Raw genomic sequence first — 25,407 nt, 5'->3', positions numbered from 1 at the left:
AAGATAATCAGCTAAAATTATTTTAATGCCTCGTGGGCTTGCCCCGAGGATTATTTACTCTTTTTTTCAGTATTACTCATATTTTAATTCAGATGCATCAAACACGCAACTACTATTTTTTAGTATTAAATCGCTATTATTTTACACGGTTTTTTTTATATTTCTTCAAGAACCAAAACAGATAATTTAGTTATTCGGTTTTTCCATTCTTCGGATTTTTCGAATTCATCTCCTTTTACTTTCTTAATTTTTTCTTTTAAAACTATAGAACTATATTTTTCCAATTCCAATGGTGTGTTAAATCCTTCTCTTCTTTCTGATGTGCGCATTGAGACGATTGCAAAATGAATTTCTAATTTAATCGAAATACAGATTTCAATTAAAACAGAAATTCGTATAATTTGTTCTGTTGGAGCTCCAGCACATATTAAAATTAATTTTCCTTTTACTTCTATTACAAAGGTATTATTGAAAATATCCTCAACTTTTGCTTCTTTAAGTTTACTTTTTTTATAGTCAGACGTATTTGTATCTAATTTCCAAATTTTAGTAGGCTTTAGGTTTTTACAAATCTCTCTAACGGTTGTAGACTTACCTTCGTTACTTTTTCCAATTATTATTATAGATTTCATTTCAGTTTTTTTGAATTACGCACAACAATTGTAAATAAATTATAGTCCATATATCTTTCATAAATATAACCAATCTAATTGATTTTAAATACTTTAATTCTAATTGTTAAAAACAGAAGTTTACTAAAATACACAGATAAATAAAGTTAATAGCCCATCAAAATAATTAGAAGCTATAATCATACCTGTAGATTAATACACTTAGTAAATTACCCATGATTATAATTTGTCAAGTACTTCTTTTACAAGTGCTGTTTGTTTTCGGTAATCGTAATACGTGAAATGCGATACGTTGTTTTTTTCGTTTATAATAGTGTATTGGTCTTTGTTTAGGGTGATATCGTTAGGAATTTCTTCGTTAGTAAAAATGGCTCCGTGTAAGGGAACAACCATATCGTTAAATTGTCGTTTAAAAATGCTACGATCAATAATGCCTTCGTCAAAAAGCTTTTTTAATCAGCCTTTTTGGGGTTTGTAATTGGAAATAAATACATGGTATTTTGAACGATCGGCTTTGGTGGTATTTAATTTTTTAAGAATAGCGCTGGATTCTTCTAAATCATCAATACCAGGTAACTCTGTAAGTCCAACCCCGATACATTTGATGGCTGTTAAAATAGTGGGAACCACAGGAACAATAGTGCCAATAGTAAATTTAGCTACATTAACTACACTGTTAAAAAGACTCTTCCAATTTTTGGTGGATGCCATCATGGTCCCCTGATTGGGAACTCCTGCCATAATTAATTTGTTTAGTACAAAAGGGGCTTTTTCAATAGGTTGTAAGGAGTTGTTGTTAATCCAATTTAATTCAAAAAGATGTCGGGCAATAACACCTCCTCGGCTATGGGCAATTACGGAACATGCTTTTTGTTTGATCTTGTTTTTTAATAATTCTGTAATTTCTTCGGCATTTTTTTCAATCCCGTGGAGTACGGTGGGCATATTAAACCCAATGGCGTAACGACAGTATTTCTTTTTTAAATCAGCTTTAACTTCAGAACTGGATAAAAACTCATCAAAGCTTTTTTAAACACTACTAAATAATCCGGGGATAAATAGCAAGGCTTCTTTTTTACTTTCGGAAAGTGCTTGGTAAACATCCAGCGTTTGTATGTAGTCAATATTCAACCATCCGGTATCGGTATTGGTGATTTTTTGTTCTAAATCATACACCATAATTCCGTATTTAGAATCGCCCATTTTTTCAGCTAATTGATAAATTTTATTGCGCTTAGAAGCGCCTGCTTTTGGAAGTTTTTTGACCACTTCGGCTAGTATTTTTTTGCCAATCCATTTTAATGGTTTTGACAATAAAACGCTTGACAAATTTTTTGATGCTTCGGTCATTTTCGTGTGTTGATGATAGCACATAGGTGTTTTCGTTACTTGAAAATAATGCTTCCAAGGCATTGGAAGTAGTGCTTTGGGCATTTTTGTTTAGTTGCCACTCTAAAATACTATCGTCATCATATACTTTTTCAACTAAAAGAGTGGAATTCAGAGATTCATCTTTCTGTAGTGGAATATTTTCGGGAGTGATGTCTAAAATAATTGCAGCTTCTTTGTTAGAAAAACTGCGCTGAGGTGTGGTAACAACAATTTCAAATTCATCAATAAAATAGGCCTGATCACCATAACCCTCTTTGTATGATTTGGTGTTTAATACAGAAAAAGGAGTACCTTGTGCGCTAACAGTTACGTTTCCGAAAGTATTGGAAATTAAGCTGCGATTGGTGAAGGTTTTTTGTTGCGTTTGGGTAGTTTGTTGTTGTAAAACATCCTTTAAAAATTGAGAGGCATGTTCCGAATTTAGAATGCCTTCGATGAGTTCTGGATGCTCTAAAATTTTAATTTCTTCATTGTCAAAATCCAATTCTTGATAATCAAAAAGTTGTTCTTCGGTGTATACTAATTGCTGAATTTCTTCCATAAGCATGTCTCCTAAAACTTCTTTTTTGTCATTTAAAATAGTCGGATTTATACTTCGGTTACCCCACATTTTTAATAGAGCCCAAAAGTTTTTTACACGAGTTGCTTTGCTACTTTTTGTAATGAATTTCTCCATTTTTTGAGGGGCATATTCTGGGAGTAGTGCCTTGTTGGCTTTTAAAATACCATTACCAAAATAGGAATCATTAAATTCGGTACTATCATCGGCCGATCTAAATAAAGCTTGACGTACAATTTCTACTTTTTTCCAAGCATTGGCGCCTGTGTATTGTTTTAATTCACTTTTGTAGTGTTGAATATATAGCGCAGCTGCTGCAGCTACTTGTGGAGTGGCACTGGAGGTACCGCCTCCCCATTTTTCATAATAACAGGTTTCGTTATCCGAAATAGGCTCAATTTTATTAAACCAACTAATATTGGGTGTATAAGCAGCAATAGTAGTGGGTAATACTTTGGCAGGACCGTAACAGGATTGCATATATTTACCCCCAGCAGCTCTGCTGGCCACATTATAGCGATTTAAATAAGGGCGTTTGGTGTAAGTGCAACCTACAGCAGTAATCACCCGATCATAACGAGAAGGGTATAAGGTTTTTTTAGGGGCAATTTTTTTAAAGCCTTTGGACCAACAATTACTGGCTGCCGAAACAACTACAATTCCGGCCTCATAAGCTTTGTCCACTGCACGTGCCATTACTTTTGAGGGTAAGCCGGCCATGGACATCGTGACTACATCGCATTTATTTTTTATGGCATGATCAATAGCTTTGGCAAATAAACGCCCAGTAAGCAATACTACCGATTCGCTTATTTTTATGGGCAGTACCTTTGCATAAGGAATGGCACCAAAAAAGCCTTGGTAACGATTTTCGGTATGTTCTAAATCTACCCAGTTGCCTGCTAAAATGGAAGCCGTGGCTTGTCCGTGTCCATCTTGTTCTGCAAGAGCAAATTTTTTGTTTTTGTCTACAGCATTTTGTTCCGATTTGGATAGTCTAAAATGAATTCCCGCTTGTTGATTTATAGGCCGAGTTGGATGATTTTCGAGAACGCCCGTATCAATATGAGCAATTTTAACGACTTCTTTATTGTATTTTTTTTGTCCTAATGCAATTTCTGGAAAGACTAGTTTATTAGCAGCTTCCAATCCAGTAAAATGTTCTCTAAGATGCCAAATAAAATCAACATCTTCATGAGCTGTCATTTTTGGCGGGTAGGTATCTAAATAGGTAGCCGATCCTGTTGTTTTTCCACGTTCCTGTGTTTCGCCTTCGTAGTAAAGATTTGAAATTACATTGGGCTCTACATAATTGATATGCTTTGTATGATTATTGAGTACTAAATTATAAGCGCTATCCCAGGGGTTTTCAATATTACGCTGAGGAGGTTGATGTAGGCTTGTAAACTCTTGCCCATTATAATCAACCAAAAGCTCATTGGTGTTTAAGGCAAAAAAAGTATGTTGATAGGAGTCGGTTACCGATTTATCGGGCGTTTTTTTTTCTGAATCATTTGTTTTTTTGGTGGTGTTTTTAATTGTGATAGGAGAAATACTAAGGGGGAATTGCTTTAAAAAAGCTTCGCTTTTTACATGTGAAATGCTGTAATTAGGATCTTGATCATAAATTCGGGAGGTGACGAGTTGTTGCACTTCTGTTACAAAATCCAAGTAACTAAAATGGAGGTTATTTTGATCTTTGAATTTGGTAAGCGTTTCTATAAAGGCTACGGTGAATATGCCTTTTCCTCCTTGTTCTTTAGCTGTTTGATTAGCTCTGCAAGCCGAAAGATTAATAACTGCGGTAGTGTAACTTGATTTTTTTGGTGCTTTACTTTTGAGTAAACTTTCAATGCTTTCACCATTTTTTTGAAGCACGCGTTCGGCAATATCTTTTGTGATACCTCTTTCTTTAACAGCATTTTTATCTGGCGAAACAAAGCGAGACATGGTTTCGCTGTGGCAAGAATCTGAAACGAGAATAACGCGAATCTTATTTTGAATAGCGGCTAAGGCGTTAAAAATTTCATCATCTAACAAAAAGCCATCATAGGTAACCCACGATTCGTCCTTTCCGTCGGTTTCATCATCAAATTCGCTGTTAAGGAGGTGGTTGGTGTCATTTAATTGCACGCCATGCCCCGCATAAGTGATGAGTAATACACCTCCGTCATGTATGGCGTTTCCTAATTCGGTAATGCTTGAGGCTATAGTTTTTTTAGTGGCTTCGTCATTTTTTAAAGTATGGGGTTCATAGCCTAGACTGGTGGCTAAATTTGACATACTTTCCATATCATTAACACAGCCATTCAAGGGAGGAATGTACATGCCATAATAGTTGGTATCTACTTCATTGATTCCTATGTGGAGGGAAACGGCTTGTTTAGTTTGATTTTCCATGGGTAAGCGATATTTAGTTGGTGGGTATGTTTTGGCTATTTGAATGGCTTTTGTGGCATTTAACATACCGTAGCCAAAATTTTGACTGTATCCAGTTTCATCATAATAGGCAGGAAGTCCGATTTGGTCACACATTTTAGGAATGAGTGCTTTAAGTTGTTTTTGGGTTAAATTCGGATTTACCGAAAGTACAAGTCCAAAAATTCCAGCCGCTCCTGGGCAAGAAGCAGAGGTTCCTGTAAAATAGGAATAGTAGTCATTTTTGGAATAGCCTTTTTTATCTAAGCGATCTGCCACTCGGATACCCGAGTTTATAAGGATATTTTTATCCCGATCAACTTTAAAATCTCCACTAGGGAAGGCGCAAGAAACAGGTTGTCCATAATCGGCATAAATAGTAGGTTGGTCAGCATAGTTGGAGGAGGTGATGGCTATCACTTCATTGGCAGCGGTGTACCCGTCAAATTTGGCAGGTTCATTTCCATTTCCGGCGGCAAAAACAATAATACAACCTTTTCCATTTCGCCCATATTTAGTGGCGTATTCAAAAGCTTTTTTGGTATGATCGGGTAGTGGGTAATAGTATTCGTTGTCACTTTTGTCAAAAATATTGCCGTCGGGTGGGCCCCAACTACATGAAATAATATCGGCGCCATTTTTTGCAGCCCAATAAATAGCTTCGGCCTGTAATATGGAACCTAAGCCAGTAATACGAATAGGAATAATGGAGGCATTGGGAGCAACGCCGAGAGCATTACTATCCGATGAGGCAGCAATACTGGCGCAAGGGGTGCCATGTTTGTCATTTTCGTTGTGAATAGGTAAGCCATTTTCGGCAAGTGTTTTCATGTCGATCGGAAACTTTATTTTTTTCGAAAATGCGGGATGCTTCATTTCAATACCATCATCAATAATAGCAATAGTAATTCCAGTTCCTTTTGTGGTTTTCCAAGCTTGTAGCGTATGTGTTTTTTTTAACCACCAATCATTAGGGAGTTTGGTATTGGTTGTGGCTACTTGTTGTAATGATTTTTGAGGTCGTAGTTCAGTAACTAATTCGGGGTGACAACATTTTACTATACTCGATTGTAATAATGTTTCACAAAAAGTGAAAATATCTTTGTGAATAGGCGTTTCAGTTTCGCAGAAATAACTGTTTACGCCAAAATGTAGTGGATATTTAGTAATTAATTTATGTTTTTGTATGAAAGAAAAACAGGCTTCTGAAGTGCAGGCATCAAAGAATTCGAGGTAAATATTACCCGTATAAATTTGATACACTTTAGAGTTGCTATATTCCAGAATGGAGCCAACATATTCGATTTTATCCGAATGTGCCTGCCTGATCTGATGTTTGATTTTATTCTTCCCTTCTTTACTTCCGTGGAAACGATAAATGGAAACATTAGAATCACTAAATTGAGATACCAAAGCTATATTATGTAGTTGATTTTTTACCCAATCGGTTTGTTTAAGTATCGTATCGGCATTTTCTTTTTTGAGTGTTCTTATAATAAATAACTGCTCACTCTCTACAAGTTTATAAGGCTTTGATAAATCACCATTAAAGTAGACAGTCCGCGTAGTATTCATGGTTTTATGAGTGTGAACGGGTTATTTTAACTTGAATGCTTCCTTTGTTGTTCCAGTAAAACCAGCGGTTATCATTAGCAAATAAGGACAAATAGCCAGGTTTTGTTACGTGGTAATTCGTTTTACTTTGACCAATGCTAAAAGTGTGATGTGGGTCGTCTACTATTTTTCGGCGCTTTTTGGTGATGGCCTTTTTATATTCGGTTGGGGTATTAATTGTGGCACATAGTGTAAAATACTTAGCACTTTTGACACGTAGGTATTTTTTTAAGAAATAATTAAATCCATTGGCAGTGGTTTTTTTGAAGAAATCTGTCCAATATTGATCCGGTAATACCTCAAAATTATAATACTCATTAGTAGCAACAATAATAGGAGCGTGTCCACCTAAAACGTGTTTAGCAGCTACGCTTATAATTTCTTCGGACTGAATGTGTATTGGTGTTTGCATGACCAATCATTACTGAATGAATACTATACTTATTAAATATAGAAAAAATAATCATCAGTATAACAATGAGTTATGTGAATTGTTTTTAAGTGGTGTTATAAATATTTGTTATAGTGCTGAGAAAGTAATCGGTTGCACCTATTTTTTTTCGTAACTCGTATTCACCCAATCATTATGTCCCCAATAATTCCATTTTACAGCGGCTAAATCCACATTAGGATCAATCAGTTGTACTGGTGGTTTATTGTTTACTCTGGTGTAATTGGTAACAAATACTTTAATGGGAATATTTTGCTTTGTATATTCCTTTTTTAAGTGTTGGGCAAATTGCCATATCATATCGGGTTTTCCGCCCATGGATCGGATTTGTTTAGGGCTAAGGTAATCCGATAATTTAATGCGTTCTTTCGGATTTTTTTCTCCTTTTTGAATGTAAAAAGTATTGCGCGCCGATTTACTTCGAAGCATCATACGCCAACTCATGCGATGGCCTTCTTCGGTATATAATACATCGCCTTCAAACAACCAATGGCGTAGCGGTAAGGTAATTTGTATACAAATCCAAAGACTAAGTAGAATGAGTATCCATTTATTTGTCGGATAGGTTGTTTTTTTAATCTTTTGAAATTTTTTGTTTTTTGAGTAAAACCATTGTCTAACTTTTTCTGCAGGAAAAAAGAATAAACAAAAACTCAATGCTAAGTAAGGGAAAATACCTATTTGAAAAACGATAGAATTATACAAATGGAAAAAGATAGCAGCCAAAAAAGCAATTTTTCGAGTAGGTTTAAATAAAAGCGCGGGGATCACTAAAAGATCAAAAAAGATTCCCACGTAAGTGATTACATAATGGGTCCATTTTTGCTGTAGTAATGCACCGATGATAGGATAATTTACTTTTCCGGCCATTAGGTTTGAGGCCACTGTGGTATCCAGCCAATCGGGATAAAGTTTGGCAACAGCGGCGTAGGTATACACAATAGCGAGTTGAGCAATAATTAAAAATTTACACCAGTAGGGCATGCTGTTTTTTTGTGTGGTAAACCCTAAGCGTGTATCTAGCGATATGTCTTTATGGGCAGGTAAAAAACACATTAAAATACTTAAAATCCATAGTAGATAATAATGGTTGTTATAGGAACTTTTTTGCATTAAATACGTACCACCCCATAACAAGCTAAATAGTGCAATAGATAGGGTGTAGCGATAGCCTAATAAAACGCCAACGCCAACAATCCCCATAATTATGTAATATACATACATGCCATAACCAGGCAATGGTTGTAAAAAATCTAGATGAATAAAATTAAATGTAAATTGAGGTTCAATTAAGGTTTTTGATACCCAACCTGTAGCAATCGCACCCCAAGATTCCAAACAAATAAGTATCCCAAATATGATTCTAAAAATAATAAGAGGGCTATTATCAACCGATGAAAAAAGGCGTGCACGCATTTTAATTTTTTTATCAAATATATTTATAATTGGGTTACAATTTCAAAAAAACAATTAGTCAGTACTAAGCTTGCAAAACCCAATGAGTAGGTCGCCTTTGGTTGTTTTTCCTATTAATTTGCCTGCAAAATTTGTGGCTGTAATGCCATTGCCTTGACCAGAAAATTCAAGGATAAGGTCATTGCCTTTATTTTGAGTATTGACCACTTTACTGCCTTTACCAAAATTTACTGCTTCTGAAGCCCCAAAACGTAGTGAGGAAATGTCAATATCTTTTTGGGCGTCAAATCCTTTTTCGGATAGGATCCGTAATTTGATGGTTTTTGTATTGGGGGTTATTTTTTCTTTGTTAAGAAGTTTGATACGTTTATGTATGGTAAGAGGAACAATTAAGTTTTTAGAATTATGATTGTCATGAGACATATCATTTTTTTTGGCAACATCTAGAGCAGCTAAAGAAAGATGTGTGGCTCTGCCATATTGATCTTGCAATACATGTGGGCGCTCTAGTTTGTACCAATTTGTGGTAGTGCCATCTTGGTATGTGGTTATCGAAGTATCATAAGCAATACCAGGGTCAAATTTCCAATGAATACCGTCTGGCGAACGTAAATAAATAGCTCGTTTATCAATAAAGGCATTGATTAAACAATGGAATTGCACTTCGTCACGCCACATGGTAGGATCTTCGTAATTTGATTTTCGGTAACGTTCGGGAATAGTTTTGTTTTTTTGAATGACATCAGTAACTACTTTGTAGGGGCCTAATAAGCCATTTTTACTTATAATCATACGCCCAAATTTTGTGATAAATAGCATGTTCCCATTGGCTAATTGTACGCCAGATAAATTACGTTGCACTTGGTATTCATTAGGGTCATTTAAAGCTTTGGCATCATATTCAATGTTCATAATGCCTTCTTTTTTCCAAGGGCCTGACATCCTTTTAGAGGTGAATAATGTCGGCTTCCAATTGATTAATGAATACAAAAGATAGCTTCCATTATTTAGTTGAATAACATCGGCATTATGCCCTAATCCATTGGCAAACGTATAAGCTACTTCTCCAGTAGGGAGATAGGGGCCAGTAGGGGTGTCGGAAACTGTATGTACCACGGTAGAATTTGGCCATTCCCAATGTCCTTTTAAGGCTTTTTCGGGCCAGCGGACTACTAGCATATGGTATTTATCGTCTTTATCAACTATAGGCTTACCTCCCCAATAGGACCAATCTGGGTGTTCAATGCCATTATCTGGATCACGGGGGACAACGTTTTTTGCTCCCCAAATAGTTGTACTTAGTTTGTTGTGAATGGGGATGGGAAGTATGAGGTCTTTAAATGAAGCGCCAACTATACTTTTAGTTTTGGCTACAATAGGTTGAGAAGCCTTGCTTTTGTTACCGCTATGGTCATGTGCATAAATGTGATAAGTGTTTTCAATATTTTTAGCCGGCGTTAAGTCCTCATAAAAGTTGGTGCTAATGCCCGAAGCTATTTTTTTTGGTGTTTTAGTGTTGGGATTGCTTCTGTAAACGGAATAAGCTTTAATGTCCTTGGCTATGCTTTTAGTCCAGGTGAGTTTAATTTCGGTATCATAACTAATAGCTTTGCAATGTGTAGGAGGGGGAGGGGTAACCGTATCTGTTTTACGAATTGTTTGTATAGCAGATGGGGCGGACTCTTTGGTGTTAATGCGCGTTACTAAATAGTTGTAATTAACTCCGGGAGTAATCGTACTATCTATAAATGTAAAATGGGCAGTTTTTCCGATGTTTTGATACCCTTTTTTATCATGAGTAGGTTGACGGTATATCTTGAATGCACTTTTATTATTAGCTTTATCATCATTCCATGAAAGTTGAATGCCTTGATTGATGACTTGGGTATTAAAGTTTTTAGGGCCTGCGATTTCTGGGGCAGTAACTGCAATGTTTACGTAATGGAGGTATATTTTAACATCCTTTTCGGAATAAAAAGTGGCTTTCACAAAAGGAAGTCCTGCTTGGACATCCTTATCGGTTAATATATACGTGCCTTTAAAATGTTCCACAATATTGTCTCCCCCTTTTAAGGGAGTTTTATTGGCTAATATGCGCTCTTGTTTTCCGAAAACGAGGCTTAAACTAACAAAGCCTTGGCAATCATATTCCAAATCGGCACCAAAGCTCCAGCTCATTGTGTCTCCAATTTTAGGCTGTTGGTATGCGGTGTTATTTAATAATTTAGAGGTAGCTATTCCCTCGACATTGCTGCTAAAAAGCGTACCATAATGTACTCCCATTGGAGCATCACCTTTTATAATTTGAGTTGTCCAAAAAGGAGACTGTTTTGCATTACGCCAATAGTCCCAAACACTACTAAAATTGCCATCATTTATGTTTTCAAAAGGAGGATTTTCGCCTAACAAAACAATTTGGGCATTAATTTGTATGTGAGTAAATACTAAAAAAACAATACAACTAAGATACCTTACTACAGAGGAATGATTCATTTTTGGATTTTAGATGCCATGAATTTATAGGTTTTGAATCTAAAATAAGTGAACAATTTATCCTTTTAGTATAACTAATGTTTAATTGTTAAGGTTGAGAAGGACTCTGGCATGCATTGCTCTTCAAAAAATAAAACACATTGCTTTTTAGTATATTATGGATCTAATCTTGGTTCGTGTTTTTTTGAAACAAAGTGACTCTGGATCTTTACAGGAGATTAATCATTAATATTTGTAGTTAGCTATCTGTTTTTTATAACATTTCGCAAATATATTCTCGGGCATAATCTTCGTCTTCAGACATGGCTTTTTTTAACTCTTCCATGGAATCGAATTTCTTTTCGTCCCTGATGCGTTTTAGTAATTCAATTTTAATTTTTTTGTCGTACAGGTTAATTTGTGTGTCAAAAAAATGAGTTTCAATGCTTTGTTTTGTGCCATTTACGGTAGGGTTAGTCCCAATATTCATCATGCCGTAATAGGTTTTTCCTTCGACTAATGAACTTACAATATAAACTCCTTGCTTTGGAATAAGCTTATAGGTTTCAGCAATTTTCATATTTGCTGTAGGGTAGCCTAACGTACGCCCAATTTGGCGTCCTTTTTCAATTTTACCGGTAAGCATAAAATTATAGCCTAGGTAGGTGTTGGCTTTTTCAATTTCTCCGTTAAGGAGTGCTTTTCTAATTTTTGTAGAGCTTACGGCTACATCTTCAATTTCTTGTTTGGATATTTCTTCAACATCAAAACCGAATTCATTCCCGTAGTTTACTAGGTCATTAATATCCGCCGTTCTTCCTTTACCAAAACGATGATCATAACCTATAATTATTTTTTTTGCTTTTAAGTATTTGACCAGCATTTGTTTTACATACTCTTCAGCACTTAGTTGTGAAAATTCTTCACTAAAAGGATGAATTACTAAATGATTTAGTCCGCTTTGTTCTAAAATTTCAGAACGCTCATCCATAGTGTTAATTAACTTAATATCGGTATCCTTTTGTAAAATCATCCGAGGATGCGGGAAAAATGTAAGGATGATGGATTCTAAGTTATTTTGCTTGGCGGCTAAATTGAGTCGCTCAATGATTTTTTTGTGTCCAATATGTACGCCGTCAAAGGTGCCAATGGTAACAGCACTCTTTATTTTATTGTTATAAGTACAAGCGTTTTTATGTTTTTTCAAGAGCGAAAATTTTGTGTAAAATTACTGAAATCTTTACAGAAACTCCCTATTTTATGTATGAAATACGAAATTTTGTAAGACAAGGTTTTCGTATAATTAGATCATATGTGATGATTTAGCATAGTTGGTATTATTTTTCGAGTTTACCATTAAAACTATTCATGGTTTGCGATAAGCCAGCGGTAACAAAACTTTTTATGGCATTACAAGCATCGGGTATTCGAAAGTTTAATTCGTGCTGTTCTTCTTTAGACCATTCTCCTAATACATAATCGACTTGTCTGCCTTTACTAAATTGACTTCCTACGCCAAATCGAAATCGAGGATAGGTACCCGAATTTAATTTTTCTTGCGTGTCTTTTAATCCATTATGTCCGCCAGCACTTCCTTTAGCTTTTAACCGGAATGTACCAAAATCTATGTTGATATCATCGGTAATCACTAACAGGTTTTCTGTCTGAATTTTTTCTTTGGCGAGCCAATATTTAATGGCTTTCCCGCTTAAATTCATATAAGTGTTAGGTTTTAATAAAAAAACTGTTTTACCTTTAATTTTTAATTGGCAAACATCACCTAACTTTTCAGTTTCAAAGGATGCATTTTCTTCTTTGGCAAGGGCATCTAAAATCTTAAAGCCAATATTATGGCGTGTTTCAGAATATTTTGGGCCTATGTTTCCTAAACCAACAATTAAAAACTTTTTCATAGGGTCGATAATTATAGTAGTATTCGAAGATGTAAAAAACTTTTTTAACAGTGAAATCATTTTAGCCTATTTATAGCTAAAATAGTTTTTTAAAAGGAATCTTTAATTTGTAATTGACAGTTATTTGGAGTGTAAATAAAAAAGCACCCTATCAAAAATAGAGTGCTTTATTTGCTTTGGAATAAATGACTTATTCTGCTGCTGCAGCTTCTTCAGTTGCTTCTTCTGCACTTTCTTCAGCAATAGCGTTACGTGAGTTTTTAACTTGACAAACAACAGTGTTATCTGCGTGTAAAAATTCGAAACCTTCTGAATCTAATTGAGTAACATATAATTTGTTACCAATTTTAAGTTCAGAAATATCAGCTTTAATTTCATCAGGTAAGTTGGCAGCTAATCCTTTTACTTTTAAACGACGCGCGTTGAATTTTAAGTTACCACCATTTGCTACACCTGGAGATTTTCCTGTGGTACGTACAGGGATTTCCATAGTGATGGCTTTGTCATCAAAAATTTGTACAAAATCAATATGTAAAATTTTATCTGTTGTTGGGTGAAACTGAATATCCTGTAGGATCGCATTTATGTTTGTTCCGTTATCTAATGCAATTACCACCGTGTGAACGTCTGGTGTATACACTAGTTTACTGAACATGTTTTCGTGGGCAGTAAAATGTGTAACAGTGTCTCCACCATAAACTACACAAGGTACATTTCCAGCATTACGTAGGGCTTTTGTTGCTTTTTTCCCTAAGCTTTCTCTTTGAGATGCATTGATTGTTAACGACTTCATTTTTAAATATATTAAGATTAAATTATTTACATTACAAATTTTGAACTTATAGACTTGTACTCATTTATACTTTTAAGGACATCAGCAAAAAGTTCGGAACAGCTTACTACTCTAATTTTTGAACATTTCTGTGTTAAAGGAATAGAATCGGTTACAATAAGCTCGGTTAATTTTGAATTTTCTAAACGATTATACGCATCACCAGATAAAACAGGGTGTGTACATACGGCTCTTACCGAAAGTGCTCCGCGTTCAATCATTAAATCGGCAGCTTTGGTTAATGTACCAGCAGTATCTACCATATCATCAACAAGGACTACATTTTTACCAGTCACATCACCAATAAGTTCCATGTGTGATATCACATTGGCTTTTTCGCGTTGCTTGTAACAAATAACTACATCGCTTTGCATGGCTTTAGCGTATGCATAAGCTCTTTTGGAACCTCCCATATCTGGAGAAGCCACCGTAAGATTTTCGATATTTAGAGATTCTAAATAAGGTAAAAATATAGTTGAAGCGAAAAGATGATCTACGGGCTTTTCAAAAAATCCTTGAATTTGAGCAGCGTGCAAATCCATAGTCACTATACGTGTTGCTCCTGCGGTTTCCAGCATTTTAGCAATAAGTTTAGCGGCAATGGGCACTCTAGATTTATCTTTTCGATCTTGTCTAGCCCATCCGTAGTAAGGGATTACGGCTGTTACGTGTCTGGCAGAAGCTCTTTTGGCGGCATCTAACATTAATAACAATTCCATAAGGTGATCCGCACTAGGGTTGGTTGAACCTATTAAAAATACACGTCTACCACGAACAGATTCTTCAAACGAGGGTTGGTATTCTCCATCGCTATAAGTAGATGTAATTACATTACCTAATGTTGTGCCATAGGCAGCAACAATTTTTTCTGCAAGTTCCTGACTTTGTTTACAAGCAAAAAACTTGGCTTCTAGGATATTATTAGACATGCGACGAATTCGTTTTCAATAGATTAAAATACAAGCAATGCATTTAAGGCTGCAAATTTAGGGATTTATTTCAATATTAAAATTAATATTAGTGCTTATTTTTAGTTTATAAATCAAAACTTTTTATAAATTTGCACTCTCAATTGCTCAAGTGGTGGAATTGGTAGACACGTTGGATTCAAAATCCAGTTCTTTCGGGAGTGTGGGTTCGATTCCCACCTTGAGTACAGAAGCAAACAACTCTTTGATTACCAAAGAGTTGTTTTTGTTTTAGTAATATCCTAAATTGATATTTTGGTGTTGTAAATAATATTTGGGTTAAACATAGGTTAAACATTTGGCTCAATTTTGATAAAAGTAATTGCAGAATGGAATTGGTTTGAAATCATAAGAGAGGGTAGGACATTTATTATCGTTTATTTGAACTTTATATATTAATGTTCCAAAGGTTATTCTGTATTTCTTTATCTGTGAGCCTTCTTAGACTTGTGCTGAATTTGGACTTCAAGATTTTCCTTATATCCTTGTCCTTGATATTATCTATATTAAACTTTGCTTTCAATCCCCGAGCTGGTTTTATTATTGTAAGTTCAATTTTTTTTACATCACCCAAATATTCCTCTTTAAGAATTTCAGTAATTTCATCTTTGAGCGATTTTATACTGTTATTCAATTCTCTTTCATAAAAAACATTTTTTCTTTTAGAGCCTATTCTTATTAGATCATACTTTATTTCCATTTATGTTTATTGAACTTTTAAAATCTATTCTTAACGCTATAATATATAAATTGTTCCTGTTTGTCATCTCGAATTGATTGATCTACAGATATGATAAGTGAAATAAGTTTCTTTTCTTCATTATAGACCGCAAAATCAACTACCCCTCCTTTAAATTCGAAAAAAACAACATATCCATTATTACCTTTCATATAATAACATGGTCCAGTTCCATTTTTGAAGGAGTTTTTCTTTTCAAAGATTAGTTCTTTTGTAGATTTTAGTATTTCTATCATCGATTATTTAAACCTTAAATTATAATTTTTCAAGAGAATTTGGATCTCTAAAATATTGCTCTCCGGTTTCTAAATCTTGTACCCTAACTGTTGGTTGTTTTGCCACGTTTATAAAATATTCTAATACTAAATATTGACAATTCTCTGCAGTAGTACTAGGTGCCTTACCTTTAATATGCTTTACTCTGTCACCTTTTCTAAATTCTTCCATCTTATTGGAGTTTCATTAATTCGTCTATTAACTTTTGTCTAATATTATTATATACCCCTAAAATATTATCATAAAAGAAGTAACAATATATTGGTACTTCCTTTTCAGATTCAAAGAAATTTTTGGAACTAAGTTCCAAATTTCCATATGTCAAATCAGGATTATTATTAAACCTTTCCAAATTTTCCTCAATACTTACAATGGATTGATTAAATAAAATTTCTCTTTCAAAAACCTTTTCCATTTGAAGCATTTCTCTTCTCATGTCTTTTGCCGTTACTTTTAAATAAGAGTAAGGATTTGCTTGAACTTGATATAATGAAATCAAGATTTTTTGAATCCTATATTTATGTTTTTCCAAATTTTCTTCATTTCGAACTCCACTAATTTGATATGAAAAAAATTCCTCTAATTCCTTTAGACCGTATTTTTTAGCAACCTTTAAAGACTCTGAAATTACTACAGAAAGTTTTTCTTTTTTTGAGACACTACGTTTTATCAAATTAGATATTTCTTCCAATAATAAATCTTTAGTTATAAAACCTTTTAAACTTTTGAACCACTCATATATCCTTATCGTGTCAATTGAAGTGGCCTCAGTGTTTGAACTACCCATTCTATAATATGCCTTACCTAGTTGTAAACCTTTAGCACTAATAGCCGGTGTCAAAGGGAGTTCATGTTTAGTGATTGGAAATTCCACTATTCCAAATAATTTATCATCATAATTGATTGTATAATAAGAAAAATTAGGTCTAGGGAATATTTTGTCTTTTACCTTTTCTTGTAAAATTGAATCATCCAAATTTCCAGATATACCAATTAAGTTTTTAGTACTCGTTTCCCCTTCTTCAATACCAAATATAATATAGGATTTTTCGGTTCGAATTGTATTTGAAAAACTAATCACATCCTTAATAAATTTAGAAATATTATCTCCTCTTCTAAAATCATAAAGATCTCTTTTAAAATCTAAGGTGGAAGATTCAGGTTTACGGATAAGATTTTCAAAGTCCTCAACGGTCATATTTTTTGTTACAAATTTATATTTCGTAATTATTTAATGTAATTATGCTTTTCACACTAAGATCGTTTTATTTAACTTTTTGTCCGTAGATCGGAATAAAAAATGTTCCCAAACAGTGTGCTAGAAATTTTCCAGTTCTACTCTTTCATAATTTCTCTTAATCTTTGTTCATAGAACAATTTGTATTGTAAATAATCCCCACGCTTAATTCGCTTTATTAAAACAGCATTTTTATCACTGCCTACCCTTTTGGTTTTGGAGTTTTTAAGGTATATTTTTTCAACTAAAAATGTATCTCTAAAAATTTTAATAGTATCACCTTCATATATCGTAGCTCCATTGTAGTACTCATTCCAATAATAGTATTTCAATTTATTTTGCCTAAATATTTCTTTAATACCTTGGCGACCCATTTTTTTATCACCAACATAGAATATTAAAGTAGCACTTGGTGTTAGTTTTTCATTGTGTATAGTCTCTTCTATATTCTGAACACCAATTTTTATAGGGTATATACTATCTTTTAATATTACTTTTAAGCTCTTCGTAGGATCATATGTATCGTATAATAATAATTCTGATTTACTGGTGGCGTGCATATCACTAAAGCCAATAGAATTAAAAACCAATTCATCAATTTTATAATTAATTACATCAATTTTTTTAAGAAGCGAATCAGGAACTTTTGAAGTTTCAATAACCTTTATTTTTTCTACAGGCTTTGTAAAATCAGTATTATTTGCATGGTTATATTCATTATAAATTATTGAACCTATCGATACGATCAAAGCGATGCTTCCTACCCAAAACCCATAGATAGAAAAACTTCCAGCCTTTTTATTATATTGTAATTCATCTTTAATTTTTTCAATGACTTCTTCACGAATAGCGTCAATATTCTCTTCAATTTTCTCAACATTTTCAGTATGAGTTTTTAGTTGCCTCAATGATTCGTTTAAGGATTGAATTGAAATACCTTGCGTAGATAGCTCATTTATTTTTTCTTCTATTTCCTGTATAGTCTGTTTGTAACTTTTATCCACTTTTTAAAATCATTCTTTAAATTTTACTATAAACTTCTAATATTAATTTTGTATAATGCTTACATATTTGTAGTAGCTTATTTGAGGTTTATAGTTTTTGAATACTAATTAAGCTAATATGATAATCTTCAGTAGAAACATGCACTTGAATATGCTTGTTATAGTTCTCAGTTTCTAATTTAGAAACAAGATCCAAGATGTCTTTTTTGATGCTTATTTTAGAGTTCTTTAAATATCCTGTTCCGCTATCCTTTTCACCATTTTTCAGATCTAAAATTCTGTAACTATATTCCATCATAATTTTATGGTTTTATTGAAATTTATGAATCCATATTTTTTGAACTTCTGAATCAAACCTTTCTTTAAACTCTCTATCAATATCATTCTGAATTCTCCATATTTCAAATAATGAACTTAAGCTGTTCTTAGGTACTTCTGTAAGTCCTTTTATTGGGACATCATTATTAAATGTGTTTAAGAATTCCATTCTTAGATCATGAATCATTGAACCGATCATGCTTAGGAAAGTTTCTCTATCATCATTGGAGCTCAAAGAAGGTAATCCTTCGAGTTTGGATATGGATTCCTTTAAATCCAATTCTCGTTTATCTCTCATACTAATCTCAATTGCTTCTTTTACATTTTGATTCATCAATTATTAGAAATTTCAATTTTTAAGCTTATTTAAATTTTGGTGAGCAAGATAGAATCTTGCTAAAGGGTTCGATATATTTGTAAAAAGTTTTTCCAGCACTTTCATTGTAGAATGCTGAATAAAAACTCTCAGTTTCAGAGTTTACCTGATATATATATTCTTTGCAAGTGTTTAATTCTTTTCTTCTAAAACAGACAATAGCGAAATAGTAATATTTCCCTTCATTAAAAATTGTATAAAATGTTACCCTTGATATGGCTCTACTGGATCTGCTATAATAATCCGTTCCGGTGCCTTTGGATTTAATTAATTTAATAAAATCAATACACGCATTTTCTGAATTATATCTCTTTTTGTAATTAGATTTTATGTATAGATTTCTATAAATATCAGATACAGATGATTCAACTCTGTTATATTTTATAGGATCAGATAAATAATTTTGACCTTGACAATAAAACATAGATAATACTAACATATTTATCAGTAATATTTTTTTCATATCATCATTTTATTGAACTTTTACCGTCAAGTATAAGATGTTCTAGTAATACCCGAGACAAATCGTTCCTATACATTTCATATTTTATTGTAAACTGTTTTATTATTCATTAGGCTCTTTTACTAATTTATCTAAATCATCTTGTGTGAACTCAATTGATTTTTCTGTTATACCACAAATTGTATTAATAAATGAAATTATAGATTCGTCACTATCGAGGGATATTCCGTTTGCAAATTCATAGGCAGATAATGGTTTTCCTTTTTTTTTGTCATATACATAATTATTAGAACTTTCAAAATCATATATTGACACATATCTTTGAGATAATCCTTCCTCTTTTTGATTTCCTTCAACTACTTTGTCCCAAATACTTTGATTGACAGTCCAAGATGAATTATTTTTTGGTGTGCCATCTTTATTCTTTTTTAACTCATATGTTATTTTATCTCCATTTTTAGTTTTGGAGTATAAGTATCTTGTATCGCTATCATGAATAATATGTTGCTTTATATGAAAATGATTAAATATTCTTTGAAAGAAAGGAATATTATTTTTGGAGCCTGTATTTACAACATAAATATCCCTTTCTGAATGTTTTCTTTCTAAAAGTTCTCTAACTACAATCGCTTCCGTGTCTCCCTCTACTAAAACGACTTCATCAGCAAAAAAGGATTCACAAACGTTAGGATCGAATCTATTAATCATTTGAACCTTGTCTTTTAATTCTTGCGTTGCTGAGAAGACATTTTCTCCAACTTGATAAAGATTTGTATTCGCATCAGAATCTCTCACTAACCTTACTAAGGTTGTATGAGGTTTCGAAATATCTATTAAGGAGGGACTATGAGACGCACATATAAGTTGAAATGGAGAATTTGAACATAAATCATAGAGAACGGAACGCAACAATTTTATAGCCTTTGGGTGCAAATACACTTCTGGCTCTTCGAACAAAATGATAAATTCCTTTTTAATCTCTCCATTTTCATTATTTGTTGGTAATTCATTTTTAACTATTCCAAGAAAATTAAAAAGTGTTTGTCTAATAACACCGTGTCCATGATTAGAGAAGTCTTGTTTAGTATCAGGAAATCTGTCGTCTTTGATTATTACAGAAAACTCTTTCTCTAGAGAACTTGCAAGGTTAAACTCTTGTCCTTCAATTGGGCTAATGTCCAAAGTTAAATTTGGAAATATTTTCCTGAAATTTAAATTTGCCTGAGCACTTTTCCCTGTAATTACTTCCTTTGATAATATTCTATCTTGTAAAGTACTTATTTCATTTAAAACCTTTTCATAAGTTTCAGCTTCTTCATCTTTTAATGTTTTAAGTACGCTTTTTTGTACAGTATCTTTAATAAACTTAGTTAGTTCAGAAGGAGTTGGAAAAGCAGGGATTCTGACTGGAGTGGGTGAGTGTTTGGTCAAATGTTGTTCTAAACCACCAAAACCATCATTTACATATTCATTAGTTTCAGGATCGAGAGTTTGTTTTTGCCCTACTGCATCTACCGTTGTCCAAGATTTTCTAAAGCGAATAAAATTATTATCATCAACCCATTTGTTAAAACCTTTTTTTTCAAATTCTTCATTATCTCCATCTTCTTTTAAGAAAGTTGCTTTGATCTCAATTTCATTAGAATTGTCAAACCCTAAAAAGTCATTTAATGTTGCTTTTTTGTTTGGCGTGATTAGATATTCATAAGCTGATAGTAAGGACGATTTACCTGCATTATTCTGTCCAAAAAGAAAAATTATATCAGAGTCAACCAAAGAAAGGATTATCTCTTCACCTTTAATTGATCTAAAATTTTTTATGCTTAATTCTGTTAATTTCATCTATTTTTTGGTGGATTTTGAAGGTTGTAGACTTGGGGTATTTCCCTGTGTATTTTTATTATCTCTTTGCCGTCTATCAGGTTTTCCTGTTGACTTTGCCTTTCTCTTCGGCCCTCGTTTCAATCCCATAATATCAGTATTTGCTAAAGTATATTAATAAAATACCCCATACCCGGATATGGGGTAACTAGCCTGTTTTACGTTGCTTCTAAATTAGAAAAAATAAATTTAAAAGACTACTTTTTCCCTAAATTTCCTATATCATATGTAAATATTAAATTCAAAAAATAGTTGTAAAATCAAATACATTTGACGAAAATACGAGTTCATTTAAGTATTAAATCGTAAATTTATAAAATGAACCGTTTTATAAAACTTGGTTGATCTTAGTCTATGGTTTATCGCCAAAAGTTCAGTAATATGACCGATTCTAAGAACTTTACTTGTTATAAACACTCCAAGTTTTAGTTTCAGGCTCATATTCAAAGTATTTCTTTGATCCTTGAAATCGACTAGGTGTATAATTAAATCTACCATACTTGTGGATCAATCCCCACAGTATTCTTTTAATATCATATTCACTTTTACGAAAATCCGGGATTTCGTTCAATCTGTAGATGCCCATATACAATTCAGCACTTCCTTTTTCAGTAATAACTGCTATGACCCCTTTCTTTTTAGCATTACTATAAAAATCTTCAAAGACTTCTTTAGTAAGTATAAAGTTCTCTTCTATCAATATTCGGAGTTTCATAATTAGGAATTTTTCCAATACAAAGCTATAAATTTTGGAAATATTCCTAGTTGTTGGAATCAATTACTTATTAACCAATCCTCTTTCACTCTGATTTTCTTACCGGTAAGAATTAAATTATAGTGGTCAATACCACCAATACATACGCCTGAGTTTATATCCCTAACGAAGAAAACACCGCAATGAATCACTTCATTAAAACGAATGTATTGCATAGGATAAAGAATACACACTAAAGCCTCTTTATCTATCACCTCTCCACAGAAGTTTCTGTACTTTTTGGTTAATATTGCCAGACGTCCTTTCCACCAGTCAGTACTTTGAAGATTATATTTTACAATACCGATTCTATGCTGATCAATAAATTCATCCAGCTTTTGAATTATATGATTATGGGTTGTATTCATTACTTTAAAAATAAGATAGGATTCCGTTAAGTAGTTGTTAGCGATTGTATAATTATTTGAAAAGGTTTTTAAAAAGTCCTCCTTTTCTATCCATAACTATGGTAAACAAACTATCTGCCTGTGATCCGGGGTTGTAGAACTTGATCTCAGCTACAGCTCTCTTTCTACGAAATAGATTCCAGGGAGCTTTTCCAGGCTTTTTGTAATAGTAGAAGATATCAAAGTTATGAGTTACATTGTAATTAGCTATCAGCGTATCCAGTTCAGGAACATAAACGCCTTTAAACTTTAGATCCTTATTATTGATTTCAAAATGCTTGGCAGGAAGAGAATTTAAGGAATTGACTACATATACCGTATCATTCCCCTTGACTTTGAAATTTCCTGCTGTTGAAGCTTTGACAGCAGCATAGCTGATCAGGTTACGTTTTAGGTTTCCTACTTCCTTCTTGAGTATTTCCTGTAGTTCTTCAGATAAAACCAATTTTGCATGCCTGGCATCAATTTCTGCAATTTCAGCTCTTGCTCTGTTCTTACCTGCAGCATCCTTCCATTTTTCTATTTCCTGAAATTGTGCCTTTTGGACATCTTTAAAATCATTTATTTTTTGACGCTCTCGTCTCCACTGAAAAAATAGAATTCCCAGTAGTATGAGTAGCGCCACAGGAAGTAGCTTCCATATTGTTTTTAAAAGGTCAATTGTATACGTCATCATAGTTCTAGTTGTTCCTTTTGCCTTGAAGCACTTTCCTGTGCGTCCTGAATTTGTTTTGTACGGATGTTGTATTTAATACCGGTGATTCCATACCTGTTTTTAGTAGTGATAGCATAGTTGTTCTTAAATGTTTCATCGACTTTGACAACCTCAATATTGATTCCTGCATCAAAGAGCGGAGCTGTTCCTCCCCGGATTGTTTTTCCTGTAGTACGCTGGAATATGACTACGAAAATGGTATCAGGGAATTGTTTCCGGAGTTTATCAAAATCCTGTGAAGGTAATCCTGTCTTATTCCAACTGTCGATAATGATCACATCAAAAGTGCCAGCGGCACTGGCAATGGTATTGAAACCATCAGGAAGTCTATCTGCTTTAGATATTCTGTTTCTATTTTGTGGGCTTAAGTATTCTTCCCGCATACGATTGATCAGATCTGATTTCCCACCTATTTCTAAGGTAAAGATGGCTATCTTGTTTCCTATTTCAGCAAAGGCATCTGCCAGCTGATAGGTAAATCTTGTCTTTCCGCCTCCCTGATCGCCTTCTATAGTGATTGCCAGTTCAAACTTTTCTAAATCTCCAAGTAACTCTCCTATGGCTCCGGGTAACCTAAACGTAGATCGGTTTGATACAACAGGTTTTTGATCGAAAGTAGTAAACAACGGATCCTCTCTTGTAATTCCTTTAGGTATACGATCTGTTCCTGTTGATAAAACCATCGGGATATCTCCCAGTCCTTCTTTAGAAGATTCTTTTACAATGCTCTGAAGCTGCAAACGCCATTTACGGTTGATCATAATTTTAACCTTATCAGCTAAAATCATTTCATTGTATTGGTATATCAACTTTTTTTGGATTTCTAGTATGTGAGAAGCATTAGGATCTTCCTTTGTGATCTCTCTATTGGAAACAGCTTTTTGCAAAGCGAAGATGTACTGCTTTAAGTTCTTTTTGGATTGCACAGTTCTGTGCATTTTCAGGAAACTTCTGATGAAGGAAATGGAAACGGATACACCACTTCGTTGCACTTTTGGACTTTTAGCCAGGTAATCATTTAGCTGTTCCAAATACAAGTCAATCGTTTCTTTGATTTCAGTTTCCTGATCATAGAACTCCTGGGCCTCTAGAAAAAACTGATGCCCTTTTTGCAGTAACTTTGGTAATTTATAAATATCTACCTGCAGAATAGATTCCGTATAATTCTCAAATGAAATTTGCTGTTTTTTCATCGGGTAATTATACAAAGGCGGTCAATGACCGCTTCGGGATATGTCGGGTTGATTCGGATTAGTTTACTTTTTAACAAAAGAGAACCGAAGTCGAAGTGCTTTTGACCTAAGTAGCATTGCTACATTTATATCTTTTTCAAACCCGTTTAATGAGTTCTTAATTTTTATGATGTTGTAGTTTGCGGTTAAGACTTCTATTTTCTTTTTGTCCCTTTTACCTTTGACCACGCTTATCGTTTGTTCTATGGAATCCTGATACCAACGATATTGCTTGGTGAACTTTGAAAGTACCTCAGAAGGATAACTGCTCAACAGGAACTTTCCTTTGATGCCGGATAACAATTGCAACAGGTTGGTAAAATCCTCTTCACTATAGCCTTTGTAATGTCCCATATCCGAATTGAAATAAGGTGGGTCAATATAGAAAAAGGTGTCCTCTGTATCTCTTCTTTCTATAATAGTCAGGGCATCATTACATTCAATATCTACCAAATCCAAACGCTCAGCTATTTCCTTGGTAAAGGCATTTTTCTTGTTTAAAATGGTTCTTGTTACACCATTTGATTTTCGTTCATAGGCATAGCCACCATAAATTCGGGAAGAAAAACTCATATTGGTTTGTACCCAAAATGCCCAGGCTTTCTTAACAGGATCTTTTAGTTTCTCGTCTTTTAGAATTTCGGCAGCTTCAGTATGTAGTTTTCTGCTGTGCGGAGTGGCTTGTATCAGCTTTTGAAGCTTTGTAAAATGGAGCTTACAGACCTGATAAAAGTTGACCACATTACCATTCAGATCATTGATCACTTCTGCAGGGCTAGGATTCTTTGCAAAAAATACAGCGCCACCTCCTACAAAGGGTTCACAATACAAGTTATGCTCAGGGATAAGAGATATAATTCTTTTGGCAAGGTTCTGCTTACCTCCGTAATAACTGACCGGTGTTTTATTTAGTTTACCCAAACCCGGAGCCATAGACTCTTTTATATTTTTTTTACAGTTCTTAAAGATGTTGCTGTTTAAAATCCGATGACCGACTTCTTCAACAATGGGAATACTGACTGCATTTCCAATGAGATGGTATCTTCTACTATCACTTAACTCGATCTTTTTACCATCCTGAATTCCATATTTGGTCCAGTTATCCGGAAATCCCTGCAATCGTTCACATTCCAGTGGAGTAAGCCTTCTGACGTGGTGTAGATTACAGAGTAAGTTTTCATATTGAGGATTCGCGGTAATAGCTCCTGTGGTATCCTCATCTCTGGGAACAAATTGTTTTTCCTGAAAGGGGGCATAGTCAAATCCTTTCTTTTGATTAGTCCTTCGGATCTTCTTAGCCTTTGCTGTTCGTTCTGATTTTAAGGGTGTCCATTGTTG

25 protein-coding genes, 1 tRNA gene and 1 pseudogene are annotated in these 25,407 nt (G+C 33.8%); 1 reads left to right on the top strand and 26 read right to left on the bottom strand.

Annotated features, from left to right (window positions below):
- Positions 1–155 precede the first annotated feature (155 nt).
- From KQA_RS0212030 to KQA_RS0211975, 12 genes and pseudogenes are all read right to left on the bottom strand, one after another.
- The gene (locus KQA_RS0212030) at positions 156–632 is read right to left on the bottom strand and encodes a hypothetical protein (protein WP_010181446.1); all 477 of its coding nucleotides are present in this window, start codon (positions 630–632) and stop codon (positions 156–158) included.
- 219 nt (positions 633–851) lie between these two features.
- Complete coding sequence (locus KQA_RS20315) at positions 852–1,025, bottom strand: hypothetical protein (protein WP_157366684.1); 174 nt, start codon at positions 1,023–1,025, stop codon at positions 852–854.
- Between the two features lie 63 nt (positions 1,026–1,088).
- Positions 1,089–1,625, bottom strand: a pseudogene (locus KQA_RS0212020) (DUF7379 domain-containing protein); the annotation flags it as partial.
- 36 nt (positions 1,626–1,661) lie between these two features.
- Positions 1,662–1,901, bottom strand: coding sequence for a hypothetical protein (locus KQA_RS0212015; protein WP_010181444.1), 240 nt, complete (start codon positions 1,899–1,901; stop codon positions 1,662–1,664).
- Positions 1,867–6,576, bottom strand: a complete 4,710-nt coding sequence (locus KQA_RS19630; RefSeq protein ID WP_010181443.1) for a S8 family serine peptidase — start codon at positions 6,574–6,576, stop codon at positions 1,867–1,869. Before KQA_RS19630 ends, KQA_RS0212015 begins: the two co-directional genes overlap by 35 nt.
- 4 nt (positions 6,577–6,580) lie before the next feature.
- Complete coding sequence (locus KQA_RS0212005; protein ID WP_010181442.1) at positions 6,581–7,027, bottom strand: hypothetical protein; 447 nt, start codon at positions 7,025–7,027, stop codon at positions 6,581–6,583.
- A 138-nt stretch (positions 7,028–7,165) separates the two neighbouring features.
- Positions 7,166–8,482, bottom strand: a complete 1,317-nt coding sequence (locus tag KQA_RS0212000) for an HTTM domain-containing protein (protein ID WP_010181441.1) — start codon at positions 8,480–8,482, stop codon at positions 7,166–7,168.
- Positions 8,483–8,536: 54 nt separating this feature from the next.
- Positions 8,537–10,975, bottom strand: coding sequence for a glycoside hydrolase family protein (locus KQA_RS0211995; RefSeq protein WP_010181440.1), 2,439 nt, complete (start codon positions 10,973–10,975; stop codon positions 8,537–8,539).
- 253 nt (positions 10,976–11,228) lie between these two features.
- The gene (locus tag KQA_RS0211990) at positions 11,229–12,161 is read right to left on the bottom strand and encodes a bifunctional riboflavin kinase/FAD synthetase (protein ID WP_010181439.1); all 933 of its coding nucleotides are present in this window, start codon (positions 12,159–12,161) and stop codon (positions 11,229–11,231) included.
- Between the two features lie 130 nt (positions 12,162–12,291).
- Positions 12,292–12,927, bottom strand: coding sequence for an aminoacyl-tRNA hydrolase (pth, locus tag KQA_RS0211985; RefSeq protein ID WP_010181438.1), 636 nt, complete (start codon positions 12,925–12,927; stop codon positions 12,292–12,294).
- A 130-nt stretch (positions 12,928–13,057) separates the two neighbouring features.
- Entirely contained in the window at positions 13,058–13,660 is a 603-nt protein-coding gene (locus KQA_RS0211980; protein WP_010181436.1) for a 50S ribosomal protein L25/general stress protein Ctc, read from the bottom strand.
- Positions 13,661–13,686: 26 nt separating this feature from the next.
- A complete protein-coding gene (locus KQA_RS0211975; RefSeq protein ID WP_010181434.1) occupies positions 13,687–14,628 on the bottom strand; it encodes a ribose-phosphate pyrophosphokinase in 942 nt (313 codons plus the stop codon).
- A gap of 145 nt (positions 14,629–14,773) precedes the next feature.
- Here KQA_RS0211975 and KQA_RS0211970 point away from each other — a divergent pair.
- Positions 14,774–14,855 (top strand) — tRNA-Leu (locus KQA_RS0211970).
- A 200-nt stretch (positions 14,856–15,055) separates the two neighbouring features.
- Here KQA_RS0211970 and KQA_RS0211965 read toward each other — a convergent pair.
- The 14 genes from KQA_RS0211965 to KQA_RS18930 form a co-directional block, all read right to left on the bottom strand.
- Positions 15,056–15,367 carry a hypothetical protein gene (locus KQA_RS0211965; RefSeq protein WP_010181432.1) on the bottom strand — a complete coding sequence of 104 codons (312 nt, stop codon included), beginning with the start codon at positions 15,365–15,367 and terminating at the stop codon, positions 15,056–15,058.
- Positions 15,368–15,384: 17 nt separating this feature from the next.
- On the bottom strand, positions 15,385–15,642 hold the full coding sequence (locus KQA_RS0211960; RefSeq protein WP_010181430.1) for a hypothetical protein: 258 nt from the start codon (positions 15,640–15,642) through the stop codon (positions 15,385–15,387).
- A 19-nt stretch (positions 15,643–15,661) separates the two neighbouring features.
- Positions 15,662–15,853: a hypothetical protein gene (locus KQA_RS0211955; protein WP_010181428.1), complete on the bottom strand. Its 192-nt coding sequence runs from the start codon at positions 15,851–15,853 to the stop codon at positions 15,662–15,664.
- Position 15,854: 1 nt separating this feature from the next.
- The gene (locus KQA_RS0211950) at positions 15,855–16,880 is read right to left on the bottom strand and encodes an AlbA family DNA-binding domain-containing protein (protein WP_010181426.1); all 1,026 of its coding nucleotides are present in this window, start codon (positions 16,878–16,880) and stop codon (positions 15,855–15,857) included.
- Between the two features lie 137 nt (positions 16,881–17,017).
- Positions 17,018–17,923, bottom strand: coding sequence for a hypothetical protein (locus KQA_RS0211945; RefSeq protein WP_010181424.1), 906 nt, complete (start codon positions 17,921–17,923; stop codon positions 17,018–17,020).
- Positions 17,924–18,011: 88 nt separating this feature from the next.
- Positions 18,012–18,221, bottom strand: a complete 210-nt coding sequence (locus KQA_RS0211940) for a hypothetical protein (protein ID WP_010181421.1) — start codon at positions 18,219–18,221, stop codon at positions 18,012–18,014.
- A gap of 12 nt (positions 18,222–18,233) precedes the next feature.
- Positions 18,234–18,578 carry a hypothetical protein gene (locus KQA_RS0211935; protein ID WP_157366682.1) on the bottom strand — a complete coding sequence of 115 codons (345 nt, stop codon included), beginning with the start codon at positions 18,576–18,578 and terminating at the stop codon, positions 18,234–18,236.
- A 25-nt stretch (positions 18,579–18,603) separates the two neighbouring features.
- The gene (locus tag KQA_RS0211930; RefSeq protein WP_157366681.1) at positions 18,604–19,080 is read right to left on the bottom strand and encodes a hypothetical protein; all 477 of its coding nucleotides are present in this window, start codon (positions 19,078–19,080) and stop codon (positions 18,604–18,606) included.
- 102 nt (positions 19,081–19,182) lie between these two features.
- The gene (locus KQA_RS0211925) at positions 19,183–20,922 is read right to left on the bottom strand and encodes an ATP-dependent nuclease (RefSeq protein ID WP_010181415.1); all 1,740 of its coding nucleotides are present in this window, start codon (positions 20,920–20,922) and stop codon (positions 19,183–19,185) included.
- Between the two features lie 439 nt (positions 20,923–21,361).
- Positions 21,362–21,676, bottom strand: a complete 315-nt coding sequence (locus tag KQA_RS0211915; protein WP_010181410.1) for a hypothetical protein — start codon at positions 21,674–21,676, stop codon at positions 21,362–21,364.
- Between the two features lie 59 nt (positions 21,677–21,735).
- Positions 21,736–22,083 (bottom strand): hypothetical protein, encoded by a 348-nt coding sequence (locus KQA_RS0211910; protein ID WP_010181408.1) that lies wholly within the window; start codon positions 22,081–22,083, stop codon positions 21,736–21,738.
- A 52-nt stretch (positions 22,084–22,135) separates the two neighbouring features.
- The gene (locus KQA_RS0211905; RefSeq protein ID WP_010181406.1) at positions 22,136–22,798 is read right to left on the bottom strand and encodes a hypothetical protein; all 663 of its coding nucleotides are present in this window, start codon (positions 22,796–22,798) and stop codon (positions 22,136–22,138) included.
- Positions 22,795–24,030, bottom strand: coding sequence for a hypothetical protein (locus KQA_RS0211900; RefSeq protein WP_010181403.1), 1,236 nt, complete (start codon positions 24,028–24,030; stop codon positions 22,795–22,797). Before KQA_RS0211900 ends, KQA_RS0211905 begins: the two co-directional genes overlap by 4 nt.
- Before the next feature lie 63 nt (positions 24,031–24,093).
- Positions 24,094–25,407 (bottom strand): DNA adenine methylase (locus tag KQA_RS18930; RefSeq protein WP_010181400.1); only part of this gene is annotated, 1,314 nt, incomplete at its 5' end.

It is taken from the genome of Aquimarina agarilytica ZC1, assembly GCF_000255455.1.
Taxonomy (GTDB): domain Bacteria; phylum Bacteroidota; class Bacteroidia; order Flavobacteriales; family Flavobacteriaceae; genus Aquimarina; species Aquimarina agarilytica.
The sequence above is the reverse complement of the archived record's forward strand: the minus strand, read 5'-3'. Positions and strand labels throughout refer to the sequence as shown.